The organism is Sphingomonas sp. T1 (assembly GCF_902506585.1).
In the GTDB taxonomy this organism is placed as follows: domain Bacteria; phylum Pseudomonadota; class Alphaproteobacteria; order Sphingomonadales; family Sphingomonadaceae; genus Sphingomonas; species Sphingomonas aerolata.
This window is the reverse complement of sequence record NZ_LR733877.1, coordinates 1-23,628: the sequence shown is the minus strand read 5'-3', so window position 1 is coordinate 23,628 and position 23,628 is coordinate 1. Positions and strand designations below refer to the sequence as shown.

At 69.4% G+C, this 23,628-nt stretch carries 20 protein-coding genes; 6 read left to right on the top strand and 14 right to left on the bottom strand.

From position 1 onward, the window contains the following. Nucleotides 1-32: 32 nt before the first annotated feature. The 11 genes from GV027_RS18040 to bchF are packed head-to-tail and all read right to left on the bottom strand — an operon-like array spanning nt 33 to nt 12,259. A complete protein-coding gene (locus GV027_RS18040) occupies nt 33-329 on the bottom strand; it encodes a hypothetical protein (protein WP_031439820.1) in 297 nt (98 codons plus the stop codon). Next, nucleotides 326-808: a photosynthetic complex assembly protein PuhC gene (gene puhC / locus GV027_RS18035; protein WP_159513044.1), complete on the bottom strand. Its 483-nt coding sequence runs from the start codon at nt 806-808 to the stop codon at nt 326-328. The genes GV027_RS18040 and puhC overlap by 4 nt, the downstream gene beginning before the upstream one ends. Continuing rightward, nucleotides 805-1,461: a photosynthetic complex putative assembly protein PuhB gene (gene puhB, locus GV027_RS18030; RefSeq protein ID WP_159513043.1), complete on the bottom strand. Its 657-nt coding sequence runs from the start codon at nt 1,459-1,461 to the stop codon at nt 805-807. Before puhB ends, puhC begins: the two co-directional genes overlap by 4 nt. Continuing rightward, entirely contained in the window at nt 1,458-2,225 is a 768-nt protein-coding gene (gene puhA, locus GV027_RS18025; protein ID WP_159513042.1) for a photosynthetic reaction center subunit H, read from the bottom strand. Before puhA ends, puhB begins: the two co-directional genes overlap by 4 nt. A 10-nt stretch (nt 2,226-2,235) precedes the next feature. Next, nucleotides 2,236-3,696 carry a BCD family MFS transporter gene (locus tag GV027_RS18020; RefSeq protein ID WP_159513041.1) on the bottom strand — a complete coding sequence of 487 codons (1,461 nt, stop codon included), beginning with the start codon at nt 3,694-3,696 and terminating at the stop codon, nt 2,236-2,238. Further along, on the bottom strand, nt 3,693-4,403 hold the full coding sequence (gene bchM, locus GV027_RS18015) for a magnesium protoporphyrin IX methyltransferase (protein ID WP_443029562.1): 711 nt from the start codon (nt 4,401-4,403) through the stop codon (nt 3,693-3,695). The genes GV027_RS18020 and bchM overlap by 4 nt, the downstream gene beginning before the upstream one ends. Beyond that, complete coding sequence (bchL, locus tag GV027_RS18010) at nt 4,403-5,305, bottom strand: ferredoxin:protochlorophyllide reductase (ATP-dependent) iron-sulfur ATP-binding protein (RefSeq protein ID WP_159513039.1); 903 nt, start codon at nt 5,303-5,305, stop codon at nt 4,403-4,405. Before bchL ends, bchM begins: the two co-directional genes overlap by 1 nt. A gap of 10 nt (nt 5,306-5,315) precedes the next feature. Then, the gene (locus GV027_RS18005) at nt 5,316-8,864 is read right to left on the bottom strand and encodes a magnesium chelatase subunit H (protein WP_159513038.1); all 3,549 of its coding nucleotides are present in this window, start codon (nt 8,862-8,864) and stop codon (nt 5,316-5,318) included. Then, nucleotides 8,854-10,407 (bottom strand): ferredoxin:protochlorophyllide reductase (ATP-dependent) subunit B, encoded by a 1,554-nt coding sequence (bchB, locus tag GV027_RS18000; RefSeq protein ID WP_159513037.1) that lies wholly within the window; start codon nt 10,405-10,407, stop codon nt 8,854-8,856. The genes GV027_RS18005 and bchB overlap by 11 nt, the downstream gene beginning before the upstream one ends. Next, nucleotides 10,407-11,723, bottom strand: coding sequence for a ferredoxin:protochlorophyllide reductase (ATP-dependent) subunit N (locus tag GV027_RS17995; protein WP_159513036.1), 1,317 nt, complete (start codon nt 11,721-11,723; stop codon nt 10,407-10,409). The genes bchB and GV027_RS17995 overlap by 1 nt, the downstream gene beginning before the upstream one ends. Continuing rightward, entirely contained in the window at nt 11,720-12,259 is a 540-nt protein-coding gene (gene bchF, locus GV027_RS17990) for a 2-vinyl bacteriochlorophyllide hydratase (RefSeq protein ID WP_159513035.1), read from the bottom strand. Before bchF ends, GV027_RS17995 begins: the two co-directional genes overlap by 4 nt. A 223-nt stretch (nt 12,260-12,482) precedes the next feature. Here bchF and GV027_RS17985 point away from each other — a divergent pair, with 223 nt between their 5' ends. From GV027_RS17985 to GV027_RS17955, 6 genes are all read left to right on the top strand, one after another. Further along, on the top strand, nt 12,483-13,388 hold the full coding sequence (locus tag GV027_RS17985; protein ID WP_159513034.1) for a cobalamin B12-binding domain-containing protein: 906 nt from the start codon (nt 12,483-12,485) through the stop codon (nt 13,386-13,388). 30 nt (nt 13,389-13,418) lie between these two features. Next, the gene (gene ppsR / locus GV027_RS17980; RefSeq protein ID WP_107045001.1) at nt 13,419-14,849 is read left to right on the top strand and encodes a transcriptional regulator PpsR; all 1,431 of its coding nucleotides are present in this window, start codon (nt 13,419-13,421) and stop codon (nt 14,847-14,849) included. A 72-nt stretch (nt 14,850-14,921) separates the two neighbouring features. Next, the gene (chlG, locus tag GV027_RS17975; RefSeq protein WP_159513033.1) at nt 14,922-15,830 is read left to right on the top strand and encodes a chlorophyll synthase ChlG; all 909 of its coding nucleotides are present in this window, start codon (nt 14,922-14,924) and stop codon (nt 15,828-15,830) included. Further along, on the top strand, nt 15,827-18,373 hold the full coding sequence (locus GV027_RS21840; protein ID WP_328799508.1) for a geranylgeranyl diphosphate reductase: 2,547 nt from the start codon (nt 15,827-15,829) through the stop codon (nt 18,371-18,373). Before chlG ends, GV027_RS21840 begins: the two co-directional genes overlap by 4 nt. A gap of 6 nt (nt 18,374-18,379) precedes the next feature. Beyond that, on the top strand, nt 18,380-18,862 hold the full coding sequence (locus GV027_RS17960; protein ID WP_201302698.1) for a TspO/MBR family protein: 483 nt from the start codon (nt 18,380-18,382) through the stop codon (nt 18,860-18,862). A 35-nt stretch (nt 18,863-18,897) separates the two neighbouring features. Continuing rightward, on the top strand, nt 18,898-19,107 hold the full coding sequence (locus GV027_RS17955) for a hypothetical protein (protein ID WP_236559363.1): 210 nt from the start codon (nt 18,898-18,900) through the stop codon (nt 19,105-19,107). A gap of 159 nt (nt 19,108-19,266) precedes the next feature. Here GV027_RS17955 and GV027_RS17950 read toward each other — a convergent pair whose 3' ends face one another. From GV027_RS17950 to GV027_RS17940, 3 genes are all read right to left on the bottom strand, one after another. After that, nucleotides 19,267-19,827 carry a c-type cytochrome gene (locus tag GV027_RS17950; protein ID WP_159513032.1) on the bottom strand — a complete coding sequence of 187 codons (561 nt, stop codon included), beginning with the start codon at nt 19,825-19,827 and terminating at the stop codon, nt 19,267-19,269. Nucleotides 19,828-20,073: 246 nt separating this feature from the next. Beyond that, the gene (locus GV027_RS17945; protein WP_159513031.1) at nt 20,074-21,423 is read right to left on the bottom strand and encodes an MFS transporter; all 1,350 of its coding nucleotides are present in this window, start codon (nt 21,421-21,423) and stop codon (nt 20,074-20,076) included. After that, nucleotides 21,401-23,628 (bottom strand): glycoside hydrolase domain-containing protein (locus GV027_RS17940; RefSeq protein ID WP_328799507.1); only part of this gene is annotated, 2,228 nt, incomplete at its 5' end. The genes GV027_RS17940 and GV027_RS17945, both read right to left, overlap by 23 nt.

Here is a 23,628-nt window from a genome sequence, read left to right as displayed (position 1 = left end):
GAGTGGCGCGGGGGCGAGGGTGGTGATCCTGTTCATGCTATCGTCCGATCCGAAAAGCTGACCTCGTATAATTCCGTCATCGCGAAATGGCCGGCGAACTGCGTCCACAGCCGCCCGGCCAGACCCGCGCGTTCGACCGTCGCGATCCGGTCGACGACGCAGCGCTCGCCGAACCCGACCCGGATCGGTGCGCCGTGCACGCGGACGCGGTCGCCGGGCCCGATCGCGACATCGCCCGCCAGCACGACATGCGCGCAAAGGAACGCGTCGCTATGCTCGATCTCGACGCGGCAGGGCGTGTCGAACCGGGTGGACCGCAGCAGCGTCATGTCCCGGGCGCCTGTGCCGGCAACAGCGCGGCAAAGGTCGCGCGGTTGGTCGGGCCGAAGGCGCTGAGTTCGATCGTCCGGCCCGTCGCGGTGTCGGTCAGCGACAATTCGCCGTCGCGCCAGAGCGTCAGCGTGAAGGGGGGGCGGTCGTTGATCCCGCGCGCGCGCCGGTCGCGCGCCAACCCGCGCATCACGCCGCGGACGAATCCCGTCTTCTGCCCCGCCGCGATCACCGCCACGGTCCCGCCGCGCGCATTGCCGATCACCACCGAGCCATCGGCGCGGTCGACGAAGCGCAGGTCGCGCGACGCGACGGGGGCGATCCTGGCCTGTTCGCGCATCAGCACGGGCGAGGCCGCCGGGGCGATGTTCGCGATCCGGACGATGCTCGTCGCCGCGAGCGTGAAGGCCAGCAACGCGCCGGCACCGATGAGCGTGGTGCGCGGGACGAGGTCCGGATGGCGATGCGTGCCGCTCATGCCGCCTGCGCCTTGGCGAAGACGCTGTCGACAGGAGCATTTTGGGTTGTCTCGGAAGCCGCCAACTGCCCGGTCGGGTGCACCGTCAGGCAGGTCCGGGCGATCAGCGCGGCGACGGTCGCCGCCTCGGGCACCGCACGCAGCATCGGCCGGGGCGTGACGATCCGCCAGGGCCGGGCGTGCGGCCACAAGGCGAGATAGCCGAGCTTGTAGCGGCCGGTGACCGTCAGCGGCATATCGCCGGTCCCGTCGGCGCGCTCCGCGAGATCGACCGCGCCGATCAGCGTCAGCGGCAGGTTGATGCATTTGGGCAGCGCCATGCCGATCCGCAGCACCACGCGCCGGGTGGTCAGCGTATAGAGCGTCGTCCGCGCCGCGCCCCAGGCGAGCAGGTGGAGCAGCGCGACCCCCAGCAGCCCGACGATCGCGGTCATCGCCGCTCCGACGAGGTCCCGCGGACCGTCGATCCCCTGCCGTCCGGCCTCCGCCAGCGCCCACAGCGTCAGCGCCGCGAAATAGGCCGCGACCAGCCGGGTGTGGAAGGCGGTGCGCGCGAGCACCCGCCAGTCGGGTGATCCCTGCCACAGGATCCGCTCACCGGGCGGTGGCACCCCCGGAAGGCCGGGGATCGGTTCGACGTCATGCTCGGTCACAGCAGCGGCTCCTGACGTGCGGGCGTGGCATAGAGATAGCCGCCGCCGAAATAGGCCTGGACCCGCTCCTCCTCGTACAGGGTGATCCGGTCGGCGGCCTCGATCGGCGGCACGTCCGCGAACTGGCTGGCGAGCAGCGCGTCGATGACGACGCGGCGGCGGCGGCGATCGACATTGGCCATCATCATCGGCGCGAGCACCGCGCGGTCACCGACCGACACCTGCATGTAGCGGATCAGCCGGTCGGCCCGGTCGATCCACAGATCCTCGATCGTCCCCGCGACCACGCCATCCGCGCCCAGCATCGGCCAGCCGAGCAGGTCGGGATCGCCGACCGCGACCGCATAGTCCGACGCCACGCTGAGCGGGACGATCCGCGGATGCCCCTCCATGTCGAGATCGGGATGCCGCGCGCGCTCGGCCCAGGCGGCGGGACCGATGCCGTCGACGAGCGGGTTGCCGGTCGGCGCATAGGGGGCGCCCGCGAACCGGTCGGTGCGCCTCGCGGCGATGTCGACGGGTTCGCGCCCTTGGGTCGGCGCCGTGACGCGGCCGCGACCGAAGGGCAGCAGGAACGACTTGGTCGAGGCGGTATGCAGCGGCCCGCCGACCGTATCGAGCCGGCCGGTCAGTTCGTCCTCGAGCGGATAGCCCTCGCGTCGATCCTCGCGGCGCAGATAGAAGACGAGCACGAGGAAGAACAAGGCGAACGCCCAGAGGACCAGGAGCGCGACGTCGATGCCGGATGTCAGATGCGGGTTCATGATCGTCCCTTCAGACCGGAAATTCGCTGAGACCGAAACGCGGCACCGGCCGCTCGTCGACCGCGTCGACGATGGCGCCCCGGCCGCGCACGAGCGGGCCGAGCGCGACGAGCGTGCCGAGCAACAGGAGAATTTCGACGCCGTAGACCGCGGCATAGCCGGTGACCCGGGTCGCCAGCGTCGGGCCGTACGCCCCCGCCATCGCTGCCGCCGAGACGAGGTCGCGCAGTACTGCACCGAGTGCGATCGCGACCCCGGCGCTGCTCGCCTGCACCGCGCCCCAGGCCCCCAGCGCGAGCCCGGTGCGTCCGTCGAGTGGCCCCGCGTCGGCGATCGCCATCGCGGCGGTCAGCGTACCCACCGAGAACAGTCCGCCGCCAAAGCCGATCAGCGCCGCGCCGGTGCCGAGCAACGCGACCGACGACAGCGCGCCGGCGAAGATCACGCACAGGAACGCGGTGACGCCGAGAACGCCGCCAAAGCCCGCCAGCTGATGCGGATCGTCGCCCTCGCCGAGGCGTCTGGCGGCGAGTGCGAACCCGCCCAGCATGCCGAGCGCCCAAAGCGCGGTCAGCGCGGTGGTCGCACCGACCGTCATGCCGAGCACCTGCCCGCCATAGGGTTCGAGCAGCACGTCCTGCATGCTGAACGCAGCCGCACCCAGACCGACCGCGACGAGCAGCCGCAGCGTGCGCGGGCGGGCGATGAAGATCGCCCAGATCGCGCCGAAGTTCTGGCGATCGGGCCGGGGCACGACCGGGCGAGGCCCCCGCGCTTCCTGTTTCCACATCGCGACCAGATTGAGGACGACGGTCAGCATCGCTGCGCCCTGGATCAGCTGGACCAGCTTGGTCGGGGTGAAATCGGCAAGCAGCCGGCCGATCACGATCGCGCTGACCATCATGCCGAGGACCAGCATGACGTAGAGCAGCGCAACGACACGCGGCCGCGCATCGTCGGGGGCGAGATCGGTTGCGAGCGCCAGCCCCGCGGTCTGCGTGGTGTGCATCCCCGCGCCGACCATCAGGAAACCGAGCGCCGCGCCGATCTGCCCGAAGTTCGCGGGGCCCGTGCCGCCGCCGGTCATGACCAGCAGCGCGAAGGGCAGGATCGCCAAGCCGCCGAACTGCAAGAGCGTGCCGAACCACAGATAGGGCACGCGCTTCCATCCGAGCAGCGAGGCATGATGATCCGAGCGGAACCCGATCAGCGCGCGCAGCGGCGCGAACAGCAGCGGGAGCGAGACCATCGCCGCGACGAGGCTGGTCGACATGCCGAGCTCGACGATCATGACCCGGTTGAGCGTGCCCGTCAGCAGCACCGCGGTCATCCCGACCGACAGCTGGAACAGCGACAGCCGCAGCAGACGCCCGAGCGGCAGATCGTCGGTCGCGGCGTCGGCGAACGGCAGGAAGCGGGTGCCGAGCCGCGCCCAGAATGCGCCGGTCTTCAAGGCGACCAGCCGGTTCATGCGGCGACCATCTCCAGCGCGTGGCTGGTGTAGAAGCCGCTGGCGACGCGCGCGTCGCGGCCGATCCGCGCATGGCCGACACTCGCCTGCAGCTGCGCGCGCAGGATGCGTTCGCGGACGGGCTCGATCGCCGGCGCTCGGTCTGCACGGGGAAAGAGCGTGCCGATCGCGTGCATCACGACCAGCGGTCGGGTCGAGGGCGCGAAGGTGAACAGCATCGAACCGCGTGTGCGCCGGGTCAACGTCTCGACGAGGTCGACGAGGTCGGTGCTGCGGTAATGGATCAGCGAATCCATCGCGACGACATGATCGAAGATGCCGAGCGCAGGGTCGCGCATGTCGCCGACGCGCCAGTCGATCGCGAGCCCGGCCGGCGACCGGTCGCGTGCGACCTCGACGAGGCTGGCGGCGAGATCGATCGCGACCACCGAAGCGCCGCGCCGCGCCGCCTCGACCGCCAGCGCGCCCGTGCCGCAGCCCGCGTCGAGCAGCCGCAGTCCGGTCATGTCCGCGGGCAGCCACGACAGCAGCGTCTCGCGCATCCGGTTGCGGCCGGCGCGGACCGTGGCGCGAATGCCGCTGACCGGCGCGTCGGACGTCAGCCGCGCCCAGGTCTGCGATGCGGTGCGATCGAAATAGGTTTCGAGCCGGTTGCGCCGCGCGGCATAGTCGGTGGGGAGGGCGGTGGGGGGAACCATGCTGGCCATCATTCGAACCCCAGAAATTCGAAGATGTCGCGATCCTTCATCGGCCGGGCATCGAGCGCATTGCAACCCGACCAAAGCAACGCAGCGAGGCGCTTATATTCGTCGCACGCGGCCGCGACCTCGGGCGTCTGCTCCATTTCGAACAAAGTGCATTTCTTGAGGCGGCTGCGCCGGATCGCATCGAGATCGGGGAAATGCGCGAGGCGCTTCAGCCCGGTGGCGGCATTGTAGCGGTCGATCTCGTCGGTCGCGGCGGACCGGTTGGCGATGACGCCCGCCATCCGCACCTCGTAATTCTTCGCCTTGGCCTGGATTGCGGCGGCGATGCGGTTCATCGCGAAGATGCTGTCGAAGTCGTTCGACGCGACCACCACCGCGCGCTCGGCATGCTGCAGCGGAGCGGCGAATCCGCCGCACACGACATCGCCGAGCACGTCGAACAGCACGACATCGGTTTCCTCGAGCAGATGATGCTGTTTCAGCAGCTTGACGGTCTGGCCGACGACATAGCCGCCGCATCCGGTGCCCGCGGGCGGCCCCCCTGCCTCGACGCACATCACGCCGTTATAGCCTTCGAACATGTAATCCTCGGGCCGGAGTTCCTCGGCGTGGAACTCGACGGTCTCGAGCACGTCGATCACCGTCGGCATGAGCTTCTTGGTCAGCGTGAAGGTGCTGTCGTGCTTCGGGTCGCAGCCGATCTGCAGCACGCGTTTGCCGAGCAGCGAGAACGCCGCGGACAGGTTGGACGAGGTCGTCGATTTGCCGATCCCGCCCTTGCCGTAGATTGCGAACACCTTCGCGGAGCCGATCCGGTCGGCGGGATCGAGCCGGACCTGGACGCTGCCCGCGCCATCGGGCCGGGTTGCAACGGGGCGGGTAGGGGGATCGAGCAGGGCCATGATATCGTCCTTATGCCGCGACCGCGGTGATACCCTCGAGGCGATCCTCGAGGTCGTCGCTCGCCGCGTGGAGCGCGGCCAGTGTTGCTGCGTCGGGTGACCAGAAATGCCGGTCGCTCGCCTCGATCAGGCGGTTGGCGACGCGCGCCGACGCCTTGGGGTTCAGCGTCGCCAGCCGTTCGCGCATCGCGTCGTCGAGCACATAGGTCTCGCTGATCCGCTGATAGACCCATGGGCTGACGTCTCCGGTCGTCGCCGACCAGCCGAGCGTGTTGGTGACGTGCGCCTCGATATTGCGGACGCCCTCGAAGCCGTGCTTGAGCATCGCTTCGTACCAGAGCGGATTGAGCATCCGCGTCCGTGTCTCGAGCTCGACCTGTTCGGACAGCGTCCGGACCTTGGTCGCGCCCTGCGTCGCATCGACGATATAGACCGGGGCCGCGCTGCCGCGCGCGCGCGTGATCGAGCGGCTGATCCCGCCCAGCGCATCGACATAATGGTCAATGTCGGTGACGCCGAGTTCGACCGAGTCGAGATTCTGATAGGCGAGGTCGACGCCCGCGAGCGCGGCCTTGAACAGATCGGCCTGGCGCGCGGGGGTGCCGGTGCGGCCATAGGCATAGCCCTTTTGCCGTTCGAACACCTCGGCGATCTCGTCGGGATCGCTCCACGCGCCATCGTCGATCAGCAGGTTGACGTTCGCGCCATAGGCGCCCTCCGCATTGGAAAAGACGCGCAGCGCCGCGGTTTCGAGATCGCAGCCGGTCCGCTCGGCGTAGGCCAGCGCGTGACGGCGCACCGCGTTGCGGTCGAGCGGTTCGTCCGCGGTCGCGGCGAGCCATGCGGCCTCCGCGATCATCCGCGTCTGGAGCGGCAGCAGGTCGCGGAAGATGCCCGACAGCGTGACGATCACGTCGATCCTGGGGCGACCGAGATCGTCGAGCGCGATCAGTTCGGCACCCGCGAGCCGGCCATAGCCGTCGAACCGCGGGCGTGCGCCGATCAGCGCGAGTACCTGCGCGATCTGAGTCCCCTCCGATTTGAGGTTGTCCGTGCCCCAGAGCACCATGGCCAGCGTCTCGGGGAAGGCCGCGCCGCTCGCGGTGTGACGCGCGATCACCTCGTCGGCCTGTGCGACGCCCTGCGCCATCGCGAAGCTCCCGGGGATCCGGAACGGATCGAAGCCGTGAATATTGCGCCCGGTCGGCAGAGCCTTGGGATTGCGCAGCACGTCGCCGCCCGGCGCCGGGCGGACGAACCCCGCATCGAGCGCATGGATCAGCGCACCGAGTTCGGGATTGTCGGATGAAAGCGACGGATCGGCGCCCGCGGCGATCATCTGCGCGCGCATCGCCTCGGGCAGCGGCTCGCCGAGCACATGCAGGCCGTAGGGGATCAGCTCGCGTTCGACTTCGTAGAGATTGGCCGACAAGGCATCGAGGTCGCGCGCGTCGAGATCGAGCGCAGCCGCCGAAGCGACGATCATCGGATCGAGCAGGTCGCGCTCCGCCTGCGACGGCGACGAGCGCCACCGCTCGAGCAGCGCCTTGAGCTCGGTCATCCCCTTGTAAAGCCCCGCTTCCGCGAGCGGCGGCGTCAGATAGCTGATCAGCGTCGCGCCCGAGCGGCGCTTGGCGATCAGCCCTTCGGACGGATTGTTCGCGGCATAGAGATAGAGGTTGGGCAGGTCGCTGATCAGCCGTTCGGGCCAGCAGTCGCCGCTCAGCCCCGCCTGCTTGCCCGGCATGAATTCGAGCGCGCCGTGCGTGCCGAAATGCAGGACCGCATCCGCGGCGAAATCCTCGCGCAGCCAGCGGTAGAAGGCGCTGAACGCGTGGGTGGGGGTGAAGCGGCCCTCGAACAGCAGCCGCATCGGATCGCCCTCATAGCCGAAAGCGGGCTGGATCCCGACGAACACCTGCCCGAACTGCGCGCCCAGGACGTGGATCGACGCGCCGTCGCTTTGCTGGCGGCCGGGGGCGGGGCCCCATTGCGCCTCGATCGCGGCCAGATGCGGCTCGCGCCGGACATGGTCGTCGGCGGGGATGCGGGCATGGACATTGGCATCGGCACCGTAGCGCGCGGCATTGCCGTGGAGCACCGCCTCGCGCAGCGCGTCGACATCGGCGGGAACCTCCACCGCATAGCCCGCCCCCGCGAGTGCCGTGAGTGTCGCGTGGAGCGACTCCCAGACGGCGAGATGCGCCGCGGTGCCCGTCCCGCCGGCATTGGGCGGGAAGTTGAAGAGCACGACCGCGAGCCTGCGCGCGCGCCGTTCGGACCGGCGCAGGTCGACCAGCCGCGCGACCTTACCCGCGAGCGCCTCGGCGCGGTCGGGGCAGGAGCGCATCTCGCGCGTCAGCCCGGATTCGGTGAAGGTGCAGCGGCGTGCGCACCCGGTGCAGGCGCCCGATCCGTCGGCACGCCCACCGAACACGCTCGGGACGACCGCACCGTCGAGTTCGGGGATCGCCACCATCATCGTCGCCTCGAGCGGCAACAGCCCCTGACGCCCCGCGCCCCATTGCTGGAGCGACTGGAATTCGAGCGGATGCGCCGCGACATAGGGCACGTCGAGCGTCGCCAGGATCGCCTCCGCCGCCTCGGCATCGTTATAGGCGGGGCCGCCGACGAGGCTGAACCCGGTGAGGGAGACGACCGCATCGACGATCGGCACGCCGTCGCGCATGAAGAAGCGCTCGATCGCGGGGCGCGAGTCGAGCCCGCTGGCAAAGGCGGGGATCACGCGCAGCCCGCGCGCCTCGAATGCGGCGATCGCGCCGTCATAATGACCGGTGTCACGACCGAGCAGATAGGAGCGCAGCATCAGCACCCCGACCGTGCCGCGCGAGCCTCCCACCCCGGGCAGCGCGTCCGCCCGGTCGGCGATCCGGCCCGGGATCGCGGGGTGATAGACGCCGACCTCGGGATAGTCGTGCGGCGCGGCGGCGCGGGCCGCATGGCCCGCATAGCGGCCGGCAAGCGCCTGGATCATCCCGACGACATTGTCGTCGCTGCCCGCCAGCCAATATTGTAGCGTCAGGAAATAGGCGCGGACGTCCTGCGCGGTGCCGGGGATGAACCGCAGGATCTTGGGCAGCCGGCGCAGCATCCGCATCTGTCCCGCGCCCGACGAGGCGCCGGGCTTGGCGGATCCGCGCAGCCGCTTGAGCAGCGCGAGCGGACCGCTGGCGGGCTTGTCCATGCGATAGTCGCCGAGCCTAGTCAGCCGGACGATCTCGCTGCCCGACATCAGCCCGACCATCGCGGCGCAGGCCTCGCGGCGCGCGGTCAGCGCGGGGAGGACCGCGCGGATATGGTCGTCGAGGAACAGCATCGTCGCGATGACGATGTCGGCGCGGCCGATATCGGCGATGCAGCGATCGAGCGACCCGGTGCCGCGATCCCAGTCGGCCGCGGCGTGGAAGCCGATCGTGATCCCGCTATCGTCCGCGGCGAACCGCGCGGCTGCGCGTTCGGCAGCGCCCGACAGATGGTTGTCGAGCGTGACGATCACGACATGCAGCGGGACCGGGCGGCGGATGGCGCTATCGGGCATAATGGGCCTTCGCATCATAGAGCGTGTCGATCGTGATCGTTGCGACGTCGCGCTCGGCGGCGAACCGTTCGGTGTTGCGACGCGCCTTGCCGCGGACGAAGAAAGGGATCTTGAGCAGCTCGCGCTCGGCATCGGCGGACCAGACACGCGCGGCCCCGGCTTCGGGGGCTGGGCGGGATGCGACCTCGGGCGATACCGGCTGCGGCGCTGTCTCGGGCGCCACCGGGAGGGGCGCAAGATGGCTCGCGCCGGCCATGTCGCTGAACTCGAAATCGTCGCGGAACATCGTCAGCAGATGCTCCTCCAGCCCCATCACGAGCGGATGGACCCAGGTGTCGAACAGCACGTTCGCGCCCTCGAACCCCATTTGCGGCGAATAGCGTGCGGGGAAATCCTGGACATGGACGGGGGCCGAGATCACCGCACAGGGGATCCGGAGCCGCTTGGCGATATGCCGTTCCATCTGCGTGCCGAGCACCAGTTCGGGCTGCAGCGCCTGGATCGCCTCCTCGACGATCAGATAATCGTCGGTGATCAGCGGCGTGACGCCGTAGAGCGCCGCGGCGGCGCGCAGGTCGCGCGCGAATTCGCGGTTGTAGCAGCCGAGCCCGACGACCTCGAACCCGAGTTCGTCGCGCGCGACGCGGGCGGCGGCGATCGCATGCGTCGCATCGCCGAAGATGAAGACGCGCTTGCCCGTCAGATAGGTCGAGTCGACCGAGCGACTCCACCAGGGCAGGTGGCCGAGGTCGCACGCGCCCGTCGGATCGATCCCGGTCAGCGCCGCCAGCTCGGCGATGAAATCGCGCGTCGCGCCGTGGCCGATCGGCACGGTGGTGACGACGGGCTGGCCGTGTTCGCGCGCGAGCCAGCGGCAGGCGGTGTCGGCGATCTCGGGATAGAGGCAGATGTTGAAATCGGCCTCGGGCAGCCGGGCGATGTCCGCGGTGGTCGCGCCGAGCGGCGCCACGACGTTCACCGCGATGCCTAGCGCATCGAGGATGCGGCGGACTTCGATCACATCGTCGCGGTGCCGGAAGCCGAGCGCGGTCGGGCCGAGGATGTTGGCGGTTGGGCGCGCGTTTGCCCGGTCGGGCGCGGGACTGGCCGCGAGGGTCCGGACCAGCTGGTAGAAGGTCTCGGCTGCGCCCCAATTCTCCTTGCGCTGATAGCTGGGGAGCTCGAGCGCCACGACCGGGCAGGGCAGGTCCATCGCCGCGACCAGCCCGGCGGGGTCGTCCTGGATCAGTTCGGCGGTGCACGAGGCGCCGACCAGCATCGCGCCCGGCGTGAAGCGCGCATAGGCATCGCGCGCCGCGGTCTGGAACAAGGCCGCGGTATCCTTGCCGAGATCGCGCGCCTGGAAGGTCGTGTAGGTCACCGGCGGGCGCTTGCCGCGCCGCTCGATCATCGTGAACAGCAGGTCGGCATAGGTGTCGCCCTGCGGCGCGTGGAGGACATAATGCACGTCCTCCATCGCGGTCGCGATCCGCATCGCGCCGACATGGGGTGGTCCCTCATAGGTCCAGACGGTCAGCTGCATCACACCCTCAGCAGGTCACGCCGCCGCAGCGGTCGCGCAAAGAGGTCGGCGAGGTCGCCCGCCTGGTCGAAGCCGTGGACGGGCGAGAAGACCAGCTCGATCGCCCATTTCGTCGTCAGCCCCTCGGCCTCGAGCGGGTTGGCAAGACCGAGGCCGCAGACGGTGAGGTCGGGGCGGTCCGCGCGGACGCGGTCGAGCTGACGATCGACATCCTGCCCCTCGCTCAGCCGCGTCGCGGCGGGGAGCAGTGCGAGTTCGCGCGCGAGATGGCGGCGGTGAAGATAGGGCGTGCCGACCTCGACCGGGACCATGCCGAGCTCGGTCGCGAGAAAGCGCGCGAGCGGGATTTCGAGCTGGGAATCGGGGAGGAAGCTGATCCGCCGCCCCTCGAGCAGCGGGCGTGCATGCGCGAGCGCGCGCTTGGCGCGTTCGCGGCCGGGCGCGATCGTGCGCCGGAACTGCATCGCGTCGACGCCGAACGCCAGGGCGGCGGCGTGCAGCCAGTCGGTCGTGCCCTCGGCACCGAACGGGAACAGCGCGTCGAGTCGGGTCGCGCCGCGATCCTCGAGTGCGCGCGCCGTCTCCCCGAGAAACGGCTGGGCGAGCAGGAAGCGCGTGTTGGGGCCGACCGGCGGCATCGCGCCGGCGCGGCGCGCGGGCAGCGTATGGACGGGGCCGATGCCGAGCGCGTCGAACAGCCGGAGGAACTGGTCCTCGACGACATCGGGCAGCGCGCCGACGATCATCAGGCTCGGCGCGGGGGATGCGTCAGCGGCGAGGCCGGGGACCAGCGCCGCGAGGCAGGCATCCTCCCCCTCGGTGAAGGTCGTCTCGATCCCGCTGCCCGAATAGTTGAGGATCCGGGTCGTCCCGCCATGCTTGACCGACAGCCGGGCCGCGGCGCGCGACAGGTCGAGCTTGATCACCTCCGACGGGCAGGAGCCGACGAGGAACAGCAGCTTTATGTCGGGCCGGCGCAGCAGCATCTGGTCGACGATGCGGTCGAGCTCGTCATTGCAGTCCGCCATCCCCGCGAGATCGCGCTCCTCGATGATCGCGGTGGCGAAGCGCGGCTCGGCAAAGACCATCACGCCTGCCGCCGATTGCAGCAGATGCGCGCAGGTCCGCGAGCCGACGACGAGGAAGAACGCGTCCTGAATCTTGCGGTGCAGCCAGATGATCCCGGTGAGCCCGCAGAACACCTCGCGCTGGCCGCGTTCGCGCAGCACGGGCGCGGCGTCGCATCCGGTTCGGCCAAGATGCTGCGCGGTTGCCAGGGGGGCGGTTGGCAGCGGGGTGGAAAGCGGGGCGGTCATGACGCGACCAGGCCTGCCGGTGCGCGCTGCAACCGCGCGGCCCGCAGCTTGATCAGGAACTGCGCGGCATTGACGACGTAGCTCGCATAGGCCGCGAGCGCGAGCCACATGCGTCCCGCCTCGCTGCCGAAGTCGCGGGCAAGCGCGACGAGATAGGCGGTGTGCAGCGCGAGCACGAGCATGCTCACGACGTCCTCCCAGAAGAAGGCGGGGGCGAACAGCCATCGGCCGAACACCTGCTTCTCCCAGATCGCGCCGGTGATCATGATCGCGTAGAGCGCGCCCGTCTTGACCATGATCGATATCGTCGCGGCGACCACGCCATCGCCCGTCGCCAGATAGCGCAGGACCAGCGTCAGACTGACGAGGAAGATCAGGAACTGGATCGGGGCGAGCACCCCCTGGACCAGCGTCCAGGCCGACGAGTCGCGGCGCTCGCGCTGGTCCGGCGTGTAGAGCGGGGCGGCTGCCCGGCGGGCGCCCGGGACGGCCGTGCCGCCCTGCCGATCTGCCGGAGAAAGGTCGTTCGCTCGCATCGCGCCCCGCCTGCCCAAGTTCCGATTGGACCTTACGCCCGCCCCTTAAAAAGTGTCAAGTTATTTGGACGTCCATAATACGGAACAGGTTGTGCGGTGCAGCAAAACCGTCCGGTTGTCAGTCAATTGCAAGTGGGATATGCTGCGAGTCGCCGCTAATCTGCCAAATGCAGGTCCCGGTCTGTAGTTGTTGGCGTGTCGACCAGGCTGGGGAGAGCCGGTAATGGCAGCGGTTACTCACTATTCGCGCGGTTTCCGGTGGAGCACCGGGTCGTTCGCACGTCGGGACTGGAGCGATGGCCGCCGAGATCTTGGTCCGGGGCCGCGTCGCGATGACGGGGACTATGATCGCCCTTTGTCTGCGCTGATCGAATGCGAAATCATTCCGCGGCTGATGGCGGCGCATGCCAGTACGGCGATGCCCTCTGCCGAGATCGGGACGGATGGCCCGATCGACAGCGTCGAGGTGGGCATCTTCGCGCCGCTGGTGATGCAGGTCGATGCCGACCGCCTGCTTGCGCATATCGAGACGATCCTCGACCGCGGTGTCTCGGTCGAGACGGTCATGGTCGATCTGCTCGCACCCGCCGCGCGCCTGCTCGGTGAATATTGGGATGATGATCGCTGCGATTTCGTCGATGTGACGATGGGGTTGTGGCGGCTGCAGGAAGTCGTGCACGAGATTGCCGGTCGCATGCCGAACATCCGGACAGATCCGGGCGACCGGCATCGAGCATTATTCGCGTCGCTGCAGGGCGATCATCACAGCTTCGGGACGATCGTCCTCGACGAGGTCTTTCGGCATGGCGGCTGGCTGACGGACCGGATCAACGACGCGGAAACGCCCGTGTTGCTGGATGCCGCGACGGCGGATTGGTTCGATATCATCGGATTGACGATCAGTTGCGACTGCCATATCGCCGGACTTGCTTCGATCATTGCTGCGTTGCGAAGGGTTTCGCGAAATCCTCGTGTCTGCATCATGGTCGGCGGTGCGATTTTCAATGCAGACCCGGATCTCGCCACCAAAGTCGGCGCCGATGGTACCGCGTCCGATGCGAAACTCGCGCTGAAAATGGCCGGCGATCTTCTCCGCGAAAGCGCATGGGGGACCACGGCGTGTAATTGATTGCTGCAGATTGGAGCGCGACGCTCGTCGATGGACAAGACTATCGCCTCTTCCCCGCATCTGGCCTTCGCCCGCCCCGACGCCGCGCCCGGGGCCCTGAGCGCGCGCGTGGCCGCCTCGCTGCTCGCGGCCGTCGGCGACGTCGCCTTCATCCTTGCCGCCGATGGGCAAATCCTCGACGTGGCGGTGTCGCAAGGTGATCTTGCCAATCACGGCTTTGCCGGCTGGGTTGGCGAACGCTGGATGGACACGATGACGGTCGAAAGCCGTCCCAAGGCGGCGGAGATGCTCGCGGCGGCGGGCCGCCCCGAACCCGCGCGCTGGCGACAGGTGACGCATCCCGCGGCGGGTGGCGACGTACCGGTCCGCTATCTGGTGATGTCGCTCGGCACTCCCGATCGGCTCGTCGCGATCGGTCGCGACCTGCGCGGTGCGGCGGCGACGCAGCAGCGGCTGCTGCAGACGCAACAGGCGCTGGAGCGCGACTATATCCGCCTGCGCCAGGCCGAGACGCGATACCGGATGCTGTTCGACATGGCGTCCGATGCGATCCTGGTCGTCGACGCGGGCTCGCGCCGCATCCGCGAGGCGAATCCGGCGGCGCTGCGGCTGCTCGATGCCGCCGCCGATACGCTGGTCGGGGCACCGGTCAGCACGATCGTCGACCCGCATGATCGCGACGACCTGGTCGCGCATCTCGGCGCGGCGGAGGCGGCGGACGATGTCGCACCGGTTGCGCTGCGGCTGAACGATCGCGCGGTCGACGTGCGGATCGACGCGAAGCTGTTCCGTCAGGCGCGCAGCCCGTCGCTGATCGTCCGGATCGAGGCGGTCGAGCCGGTCGTCGGTGCGCGCCGGCACGAGGCCACGCTCGGCGACGTGGTCGAGCGCATGCCCGATTCGTTCGTGCTGGTCGATCGCGACTTGGTGGTGCTGACCGCGAACGCCGCCTTTGTCGAGCTGACCGAAATGCCGTCGATCGAGCGGCTGATCGGCGCGCGGCTGGGCGCGTGGCTGGGTCGGCCGGGCATCGATCTCGAGCTGATCGTCGCGCAGTTGCGTGAACATGGTTCGGTCCGCAACGTCGCGACGATCCTGCGCGGCGCGGCGGGTGCGCAGGCCGAGATCGAGGTGTCCGGCGTGGTCGCGCCGATGGGTGGCAGCGAGTGTTTCGGCTTCACGATCCGCCATGTCGGACGCCGCCTGCGCCAGGTGCCGCTGGTCGCGCACGACACGCCGCGATCGGTCGAGCAGCTGACCGAGCTGGTGGGGCGCATGTCGCTCAAGGAGATCGTGCGCGAGAGCACCGATCTGATCGAGCGTCTCTGCATCGAGGCGGCGCTGGCCTATACGTCGGACAATCGCGCATCCGCGGCGGAGGTGCTCGGCGTGAGTCGGCAAAGCCTCTATTCGAAGCTTCATCGCCACGGCCTCGGCAATCTCGTGTCGGGCGACGGCTGAGCGCGCGAGTGTCATCGGCATTGGTGTCAACATGTGTTGACAGATAAGGGTGTCTGATCCTAGCTTTGCGACATGGATCGCCTGTCCGCTTCCCGTGTCGCGATGCCGCCGCCCGCGGCTCGCGACGTGCTGGAACTGCTCAAGCCAGTCACCTGGTTTCCACCGATCTGGGCGTTCCTGTGCGGGGTCGTGTCGTCGGGCGTTCCGCTGGGCGATCGCTGGCCGTTTCTTGTCGGGGGTGTCCTGCTGACGGGGCCGCTGGTCTGCGGGACGAGCCAGGCAGCCAATGACTGGTTCGACCGCCATGTCGATGCGATCAACGAGCCGCTGCGGCCGATCCCGTCGGGGCGGATCGCCGGCAGTTGGGGCGTGTGGATCGCGATCGCGGGCAGCCTGATCTCGGCGGCGGTCGGGGCGGCGATGGGGCCGCTGGTGTTCGCGGCGACCGGCGTCGCGCTGGCCTGCGCCTGGGCCTATAGCGCGCCGCCATTTCGGTTCAAGGCGAGCGGGATCTGGGGGCCCGCGGTGGTCGCGTTGACCTATGAGGGGCTGACCTGGTTTACCGGTGCGGCGGCGATGACGGGCGGCTGGCCCGACATTGCGGTGCTGGTCATACTCGGCCTCTACACCGCCGGCGCACACGGCATCATGACGCTCAACGACTTCAAGGCGGTCGAGGGCGACCGGATGATGGGGTTGCGCTCGCTGCCGGTCGTGCTGGGGGTGGATCGCGCCGCCCGGCTGGCCTGTATCGTCATGGCGGTCCCGCAGGTCGCGGTGATCGGCCTGCTGGCTTTGTGGGGGCACGGGCTGATCGGGCTGCTGGTCGCGGCGTTGCTGGTGGGGCAATTGGCGCTGATGGTGCGGCTGCTGCGCGATCCGCTCAAGAACACGCCGTGGTATAATGCGACCGGCACGACGCTCTATGTCCTCGGGATGCTGGCGTCGGCGTTCGGGCTCGGCGGGGTGGCGGGGTTGTGAGCGCGGTCCCGCTCGGCTGGCTCGGTATCGTGCGGCTCGGGCTGGTGCAGAGCGCGATCGGCGCGATCGTGATGCTGGCGACCTCGCTGCTCAACCGCGTGATGGTGGTCGAATATGCGCTGCCCGCGGCGCTCCCCGCCGGTCTGGTCGCCTGGCATTATGCGGTCCAGCTGTCGCGACCGGTCTGGGGGCATGGTTCGGATCGCGGTGCGCGGCGGACACCCTGGATCATAGGGGGCATGGCGGTGCTCGCGCTCGGCGCCTTGCTCGCGGTCGGCGCGCTGCCGCTGCTCGCCGCACGCGCGCCCGGGGGGCTGGCGCTGGCGATTGCCGCGTTTGCGATGATCGGCGTGGGCGTCGGCGCGGCGGGTACGTCGCTGCTGGCGTTGCTCGCGACGCGAGTCGCGGCCGAACGGCGCGCGGCGGCGGCGGCGATCACCTGGATCATGATGGTCGCGGGGATCGCGGTGACGGCGGGAGTGGCCGGTGCGCTGCTCGAACCCTTTTCCGCAGCGCGGCTGACCCGGGTCGCGGCCGGCGTTGCGGGGTGCGCGTTCGCGCTCGCGGTGGTGGCGCTTCTCGGTGTTGAGAGGGGTGCACCGTCCAGGGCGCTCGCCATGCCGGTCGACGCGTCCCGGCGAGGGGAGCGATCGGCTAACCTGACGACGGCGTTGCGGACGATCTGGGACGATGGCGAGGCGCGCCGCTTCACGCTCTTCGTCTTCGTCTCGATGCTGGCCTATGCGATGCAGGACCTGATTCTCGAGCCGTTCGCCGGGCTGGTGTTCGGGCTCGCGCCGGGTGCCTCGACGCAGTTGTCGGGGGTGCAGCACGGGGGTGTGCTCGTCGGGATGATCGTCGCGGGGGTCGGCGGCGGGGCGTTTGGCGGCGGGCGCGGTGTAGGCGGCGAGACGCGCCGGCTGCGCTGGTGGATCGGTGGCGGGTGTCTCGGGTCGGCGGCGGCGCTGGCGGGGCTCGCGCTGGCGGCGCGGATCGGGCCGGGCTGGCCGCTGACCGCCAATGTCGCGCTGCTCGGGCTGGCCAATGGCGTCTTTGCGGTCGCGGCGATCGGCGCGATGATCGCGCTGGCGGGAAGCGGGCAGGCAGAGGGGCGGGAGCAGGCGGGACTCCGCATGGGCGTGTGGGGCGCGGCGCAGGCGATCGCCTTCGGGCTTGGCGGGCTGCTCGGCGCGACGGGCGTCGATCTCGGGCGGAGCCGGATCGACTCTCCCGCCACCGTCTTCACCCTGGTCTTCCTGGTCGAGGCGCTGGTCTTCGTCGTTGCCGCAGCGCTGGCGATGCGCAGGCCTGGTCGCCGGCAGGACATGACGCCAGTCGCGCGCGCGCGCGGCGGCGGCATGACGACCTATGACTGCGTCGTCGTCGGCGGCGGTCCGGCCGGGGCGACCGCCGCTGCCGAACTGGCGCAGGCGGGGCGATCGGTGCTGCTGCTCGATCGCGCGGGCCGGATCAAGCCGTGCGGCGGCGCCATCCCGCCGCGGCTGATCCGTGATTTCGCGATTCCCGATCATCTGATCGTCGGGCGGGCGCGAACCGCGCGGATGATCGCGCCGTCGCGGCGTGCGGTCGACATGCCGGTCGATCCGAGCGGCGCGGGCGGCTATGTCGGCATGGTCGACCGCGACACGTTCGACGAGTGGCTGCGCGACCGCGCTGCCAAACAGGGCGCTGAGCGGCGCACCGGGCGGTTCGAGGCGATCGTCCGCGACGGCGATGGTGGCGCACAGGTCCGCTATACCGATGGCGAGGGCGATCATCGCGTCCGCGCGCGGTGCGTGATCGGTGCGGACGGCGCCCGGTCGCGCGTCGCCGAGGCGGTGTTCGACGATGCGGTGCGCAACCCGTGCGTCTTCGCCTATCACGAGGTGATCCGTACGCCGCAACCCGGCACCGCGGCGTTCGACCGCACCCGGTGCGACGTCTTCTATCAGGCCGAATTTTCGCCCGATTTCTACGGCTGGCTGTTCCCGCACGGCGACACCGCGAGCATCGGCGTCGGCAGCGCGCACAAGGGGCATGGCCTGCGCGACGCGACCAGCCGGTTGCGCGTGCGGCTCGGGCTCGAATCGTGCGTGACGCTGCGTCGCGAGGGTGCGCCGATCCCGCTCCGCCCGTTGCGGCGATGGGATAATGGCCGCGACGTGCTGGTGATCGGCGATGCCGCGGGGGCGGTCGCGCCGGCCTCGGGCGAGGGGCTCTATTACGCGATGCTGTCCGCGCGGTTCGCTGCCGAGGCGGTCGATACCTTCCTCGCCAGCGGAGACCCCAGGGCGCTCGGCGCGGCGCGGCGGCGCTTCATGCGCGCGCATGGGCTGGTGTTCCGCATCCTCGCGATCATGCAGCATTTCTGGTACCGCGACGATCGCCGCCGCGAACGCTTCGTGGCGATGTGCGCCGACCGCGACGTCCAGCATCTGACCTGGCACGCCTATATGAACAAGCGGCTGATCTATGCACGGCCGCTCGCCTATGCGCGGATCTTCGCCAAGGACATGCGGCATCTGCTGCAGACCGCGAGTTGATGCGCGATGGATAGGGTCTGGATCTTCCCGGTCTGCATCGCGGCATTGCTCGCGACTCTGGTGGCGCTGGTGGGCGCGACGATCATCGACACCGGATCCTGGTATGGCAGTCTGCTCAAGCCACATTGGGCACCGCCCGACGCCGCCTATGGGCTGGCCTGGACCGCGATCTACAGCTGTACGGCCCTGGCGGGCGTCACGGGGTGGCGGGCGATTGCGGGGTGGCGCGAGCGCGAATGGCTGCTCGGCCTGTTTGCGGGAAACGGGTTTCTCAACATCCTGTGGAGCCTCGTCTTCTTCCGCCTGCAGCGGCCCGACTGGGCGGTCGCGGAGATAATCGTGCTCTGGCTGTCGATCCTGCTGCTGATCGTCGTCTTGGCCCGGCATTCGCGGTCTGCGGCAGCGCTGTTGCTGCCCTATCTGCTGTGGGTGGGCTTCGCGGGTTACCTCAATCTGGCGATCGTCCAGCTCAACGGACCCTTTCCCTGACCTGGCTGTTCGCCAGCGGGCACGCGGTCGACATCGTGCTGGGGATAATCGCCCTCGAACTTCTCTGGCTGCGACGGCAGGGGTGGAGCATCGCGACCGCGGCACTCCGGCTGGCGCCGGGCATGCTGATGCTGTTCGCGCTGCGCGCCGCGCTGACCGGGCTGGATTGGCCTTGGGTCGCGGTGCCGCTCATCGTCTCGCTCCCGGTCCATCTCGCCGATCTGGCAAGGACGGCGCGAGGCTGAATGTCGATCATGCCAGGGTGGAGGACCGGGCTTGGCGTTTCACACCCTGCTCTGCGGCGACCGGGCCATGGTCATGCGGTCAAGCGAAGCTGCGACCGATCCCGCCCGGTCCCGCAACAGGCAGGAGCGGGACCGGTGGGGCAGGGGCGGCGGTTCGGCTCAGCCGCCGGCTTGCAGATAGGCGATCACGTCGGCGCGTTTCTGCGGATCGGGGATGCCCGGGAACGCCATCTTGGTACCCGGAACGACGCGTTGCGGCTTTTCCAGATATTGGAACAGCTTTTCGGGCGTCCAGGTGATCCCGCTATTCTTGTTGGCGGCGGAATAGGTGTAGCCAGCAACCGTTCCCGCGGCGCGGCCGACCACCTCATGCAGCGAGGGGCCGATCTTGTTCACGCCGGCCTCGACCGCGTGACAGGTCTGGCAGGTGATGAACGCGGTCTTCCCCTTGGCGGCATCGCCCGTATAGCCGGCAAATTTGACGCCGCTGAGCGTATCAACATTATCGGGAGCCGGAGCGGCCGCGGATGCGGTCGCCGCCGGCGCGGCAGTCTCAGCCGGAGCCGCAGCGTTTGCGGTAGCGGCTTCCGGCGCGGCGGCAGCGGTTTCGCCCGCGGCGGGCTCCTCGGCCGCCTTTTTCGAGCAGGCGCTGAGCGCCGTCGCCGAGAACGCGACGCAAAGTGCCAGATGTCCAAACCGAATCGTGGATGCTGATTTCATAATCCTGCTCCTCTCGACCAAGCGCCGGGTCCGCATGCCAGGCTGTATACTGTCTATTATTCTCCACAGTATCTGCCGTCCAACACTTTGTTTCAGCAACTGTAAGGAGCGGCCCGCGGAAAGGCGTCGGAGAGCGCGGGGAAGCGCCGGAGATAGCGACCGCGAAATGCGCGGCATGGTTCGATATACTGACGTGCCGGGCGATGTATGACAACGGGGCCGGCCGCTATCCGGCGCGGGATCTGCTCACGCTCTTGGGCAGGCTGCGCGCTGCAAGGATGAAGGAACGTTCCGCACCGGTACGGATCTGCAACACAAGATCGCGATGCCGATGACCGCCCCCGCCACCGGCATCGCCCACGCCATGGCCAGCAGGTGTCCGCCGCCGGTCTCGCCGAGCGGGGCGGTGCCGGTCCAGCCGGCCAAGGCGAGGGCCTGACCGAACAGCGCACCGCCGATCCCGCCGCCCAGCTTCAGCGTCAGGAGCAGGAGCGCGACCGGCACCGCCTCGAGCCGGACGCCGGTCCGGCGCTCGCCGTGATCGATCGCGTCGGCGAGCAGCGCCCAGATCATCATCTGCACGCCGGCATTGCCCGCACCGAACAGCGCGATCCCCGCCATCATGCCGCGCGGCCCCGTCGCGAACACCGCCGATCCGACCGCGACGAGGATCAGCGCGACCGCAAGCATGCCGTGCTGGCTGGCACAACGGCTCGCCCTGACCCAGACCGGAAGCATGACGAGTTGTGACAGCGCAAGTGTCGTGAGCGCGCGTGCGGTCCAGTCGGGGTCGTGGATCACCCCCTTGCCGATATAGGCGAAGGATCGCGCAAAGACCGGCAGCGTCAGCGCCTGCGCGAAACCGAACACCAGCAGCGCACAGAACGGACGATTGCCGAGGATCCAGACCCGGAGCGGCGTTTGCGGGATGGATGGGGTTCGCGGGAGGCGCGGGGTGGCGGCCGGCCCCGATGCGGCGGCCAGCCACAGCGTCGCGACATAGGCGAGGGCGGCACAGGCCGTGGTGACGATGAGGCGATGACCGCCCGCGAGCGCGGGGTCGACAAAGGCGGGGGCGGAGCCGGCGACCGCCAGCGCGCCGAGGCAGCTGAACATGTACCGCAAGGCGGAGAGCATCGTTGCAGCACCCTGCGGCCCCGTCATCCGCATCATCAACGTATTATGCGCGACATCGCAGGTCGCATAGGCGGTGCGGAAAACCAGTACGAGGCTGATCGCCCAGGGAATTGTGAAGGCGGGCTGGGGGATGGGGAGGAGGAAGAGGATGGTGAAGGGGATGGTGACGACAGGGGCGGCGAGGACGAGGAGGCGGCGGTAGAGCCCCGCGCGGTCGGTTGCGCGGTCGAGGATGCGCCCGAGCAGCGGGTTGCACAGCCCGTCCCAGACCAGCCCGAGCATCACGATCATCCCGGCGGCGAGCGGCGATATCCCCCAATATTCGGTCAGCGTGAACATCAGGAAGACGTCCATCGTCGACGCGAGCAGGTTCTTGCCGAAATTCCCGCTCGCATAGCCGAGCATCCGCGCCGTGGCAGGCGGCGCGGCGGCGGCGTTATCGGGGGTGGAGCATGCCATCGACCGCGACCCTAGCGCGGCTGTCTTGCAGTTGCGGGACATTTTGCGTGGGCGGCGTCTGTGTGGTGACGACCAGCGTACCGCCACGCACCAGATCGGCATGATCGATCCGCGTCGTGGACAGCGTGCGTCCGTCCAGCGTCACCCGTTGCACCACGCCGTCCGCTGGGCCGTCGCGGCGGATCAAAAGCACGCGCCCCTTGCCGAGATCGAGACGGACCCGTTCGAACGCGGGGGTCGTCGGGACGTACCAGGGCTCACCCGGTACCAGCGGATAGAGCCCGAGCGATGCGAAGATGTACCAGGCGGTCATGCCGCCCGCGTCATCGTCCATCCCGTCGGCGAATCCCTGCGGCGCCAGCGCGAAGCTGGGCCCGACGAACGGCACCGCCAGCTTGCCGCTGTTGGTATAGGGATGCGCGATCGGCCGGGTCAGGATGGTCCGGACGAGATCCGCGGTCGGTCGGGGATCGCCCAGCGCGGCGAACATCCAGGGGACGTGGATGTCGGGCTCGTTCGTCATGTTGAACAGGCCCTGCCCGAAGAAGGTCTGGAGTTCGCCCAGCAGCCGCGCGCGCCCGACCGTCTGGGTGATCCAGCCGAGATCGAAGACCGGTGCCCAGCGATATTGCCACAAGGTGCCCTGATATAGCCCGCGCGCCTTGACGACGTCGCCGTCCGCGCCGGGCGACTGGAACACCGATCGCCACATCGGGCGGTAGGACAGCGCCTTGGCGGTGAAGCGCGCGGCGAGATCGGTGCGGCCGAGATCGCGTGCGAGTTCGGCGGTCGCCCAGTCGTCATAGGCGGCCTCGATCTGTTCGTCGGGAGTGCCGCGCTTGAGCGTGGCGCTGTCCGCGACCATGCCGGCGAGCGCCGCGTCCGTGTCGAACGCGATCCCCTTGCGATGCATATCGAGCAGCGCGATCCCGGCATGTTCGGTGCGCACCGTCAGGAACGGTTCGTTGCGGGTCGACCATTGCGGCTTGCCGCCGGCGTATAGCGCGACCAGCGAGGCGGCGATGTCGGCGCTGCGGTCGGGCTGGAGAAGCGCCAGCAGCGGCATCTGCGTGCGGTAATTGTCCCAGAGAGACCAGCTGGCATAGCGTGTCCGGCCCTTGGGGGAGACGGCGATGCGGCCGGTCTTGTCGCGGTGACGGCCGTCCGGATCGTCGATCGCGACCGGGGTCTGCATGACCCGGTAGAGCGAGGTGTAGAACAGCGCGCGGCGGTCGCGCGGACCGGTCGGCACGACCCGCCCGAGCACGCGGTTCCAGTCGGACCGGGTCGCCGCGGCGATGGTCGCGAACGGCCGGTCGCCCAGTTCGGTGTCGCGGGTCAGCGCGGCGCCGCCGCCGTCGACGCTCGACAGGCCGGTGCGGATCTCGATCCGGTCCCCCGCGCGGGCGACGAGGCGGAGCGTCGCCAGATCGCCTGTGCCGACACTTAGCCGGCGATGCACGAGGCGGCCGTTGACCCGGATCCGGCTGGCGGTGTGGAGCCGATAGGCGCCCTGGTCGCAGACGGTGCCCGCGACGAGATCGGCACGCAAATCGTCGCTGTCGAGGCGTGCCCAGTTGGCCGACAGCCGTTTGGCATAGCTACGCCGCGGGTCGATCCGCAGGTCGAGCGTGCCCGCGCGCGGCACGGTGAAGCGCAGCACGCCACCGCCGCGCGTCGCGGTCGTCTCGGCAAGGATGCCGCCGTCGTAGCGGACGCTGTAGGTGCCGGCGCGGGCGCGTTCGCTGGTCTTTTCGACTTTTGCGGGAGCACCGTCGCTGCCGGCATAGCGTAGCGCGATCATCAGGTCGCCGCCTGCACCGCCGCAGCCGACGCCGACGCCGCGCGTGTGCGAGAAGCCGAGCAACGTGGTGGCCGCATGATCATAGCCGGCGTGGTTGGCGGGGCTGGTGTCGGGGCCGAGCTGGACCATGCCGAACGGCGCGACCGCGGCGGGGGTGAGCTGGCCGAAATCGGCGAGCGTTCCGACGAACGGGTCGACGAGATCGGCGGGGGTGTCCTGGGCGGATGCGGCGGTGGCGGGGGTTAGGAGCAGGGTGAGGAGGAGCGGATGGGTGAGGATGCGTCTCGACCGTGACGGCCGGAACGGGGTCGGGATGGCGGGGAGGCACGTGCGTTGTCCCCGATCAGTGTCGTTCCCCGACTGGGCCCCGGCCTTCGCCGGGGTGGCGGTTAGGGTGGGGG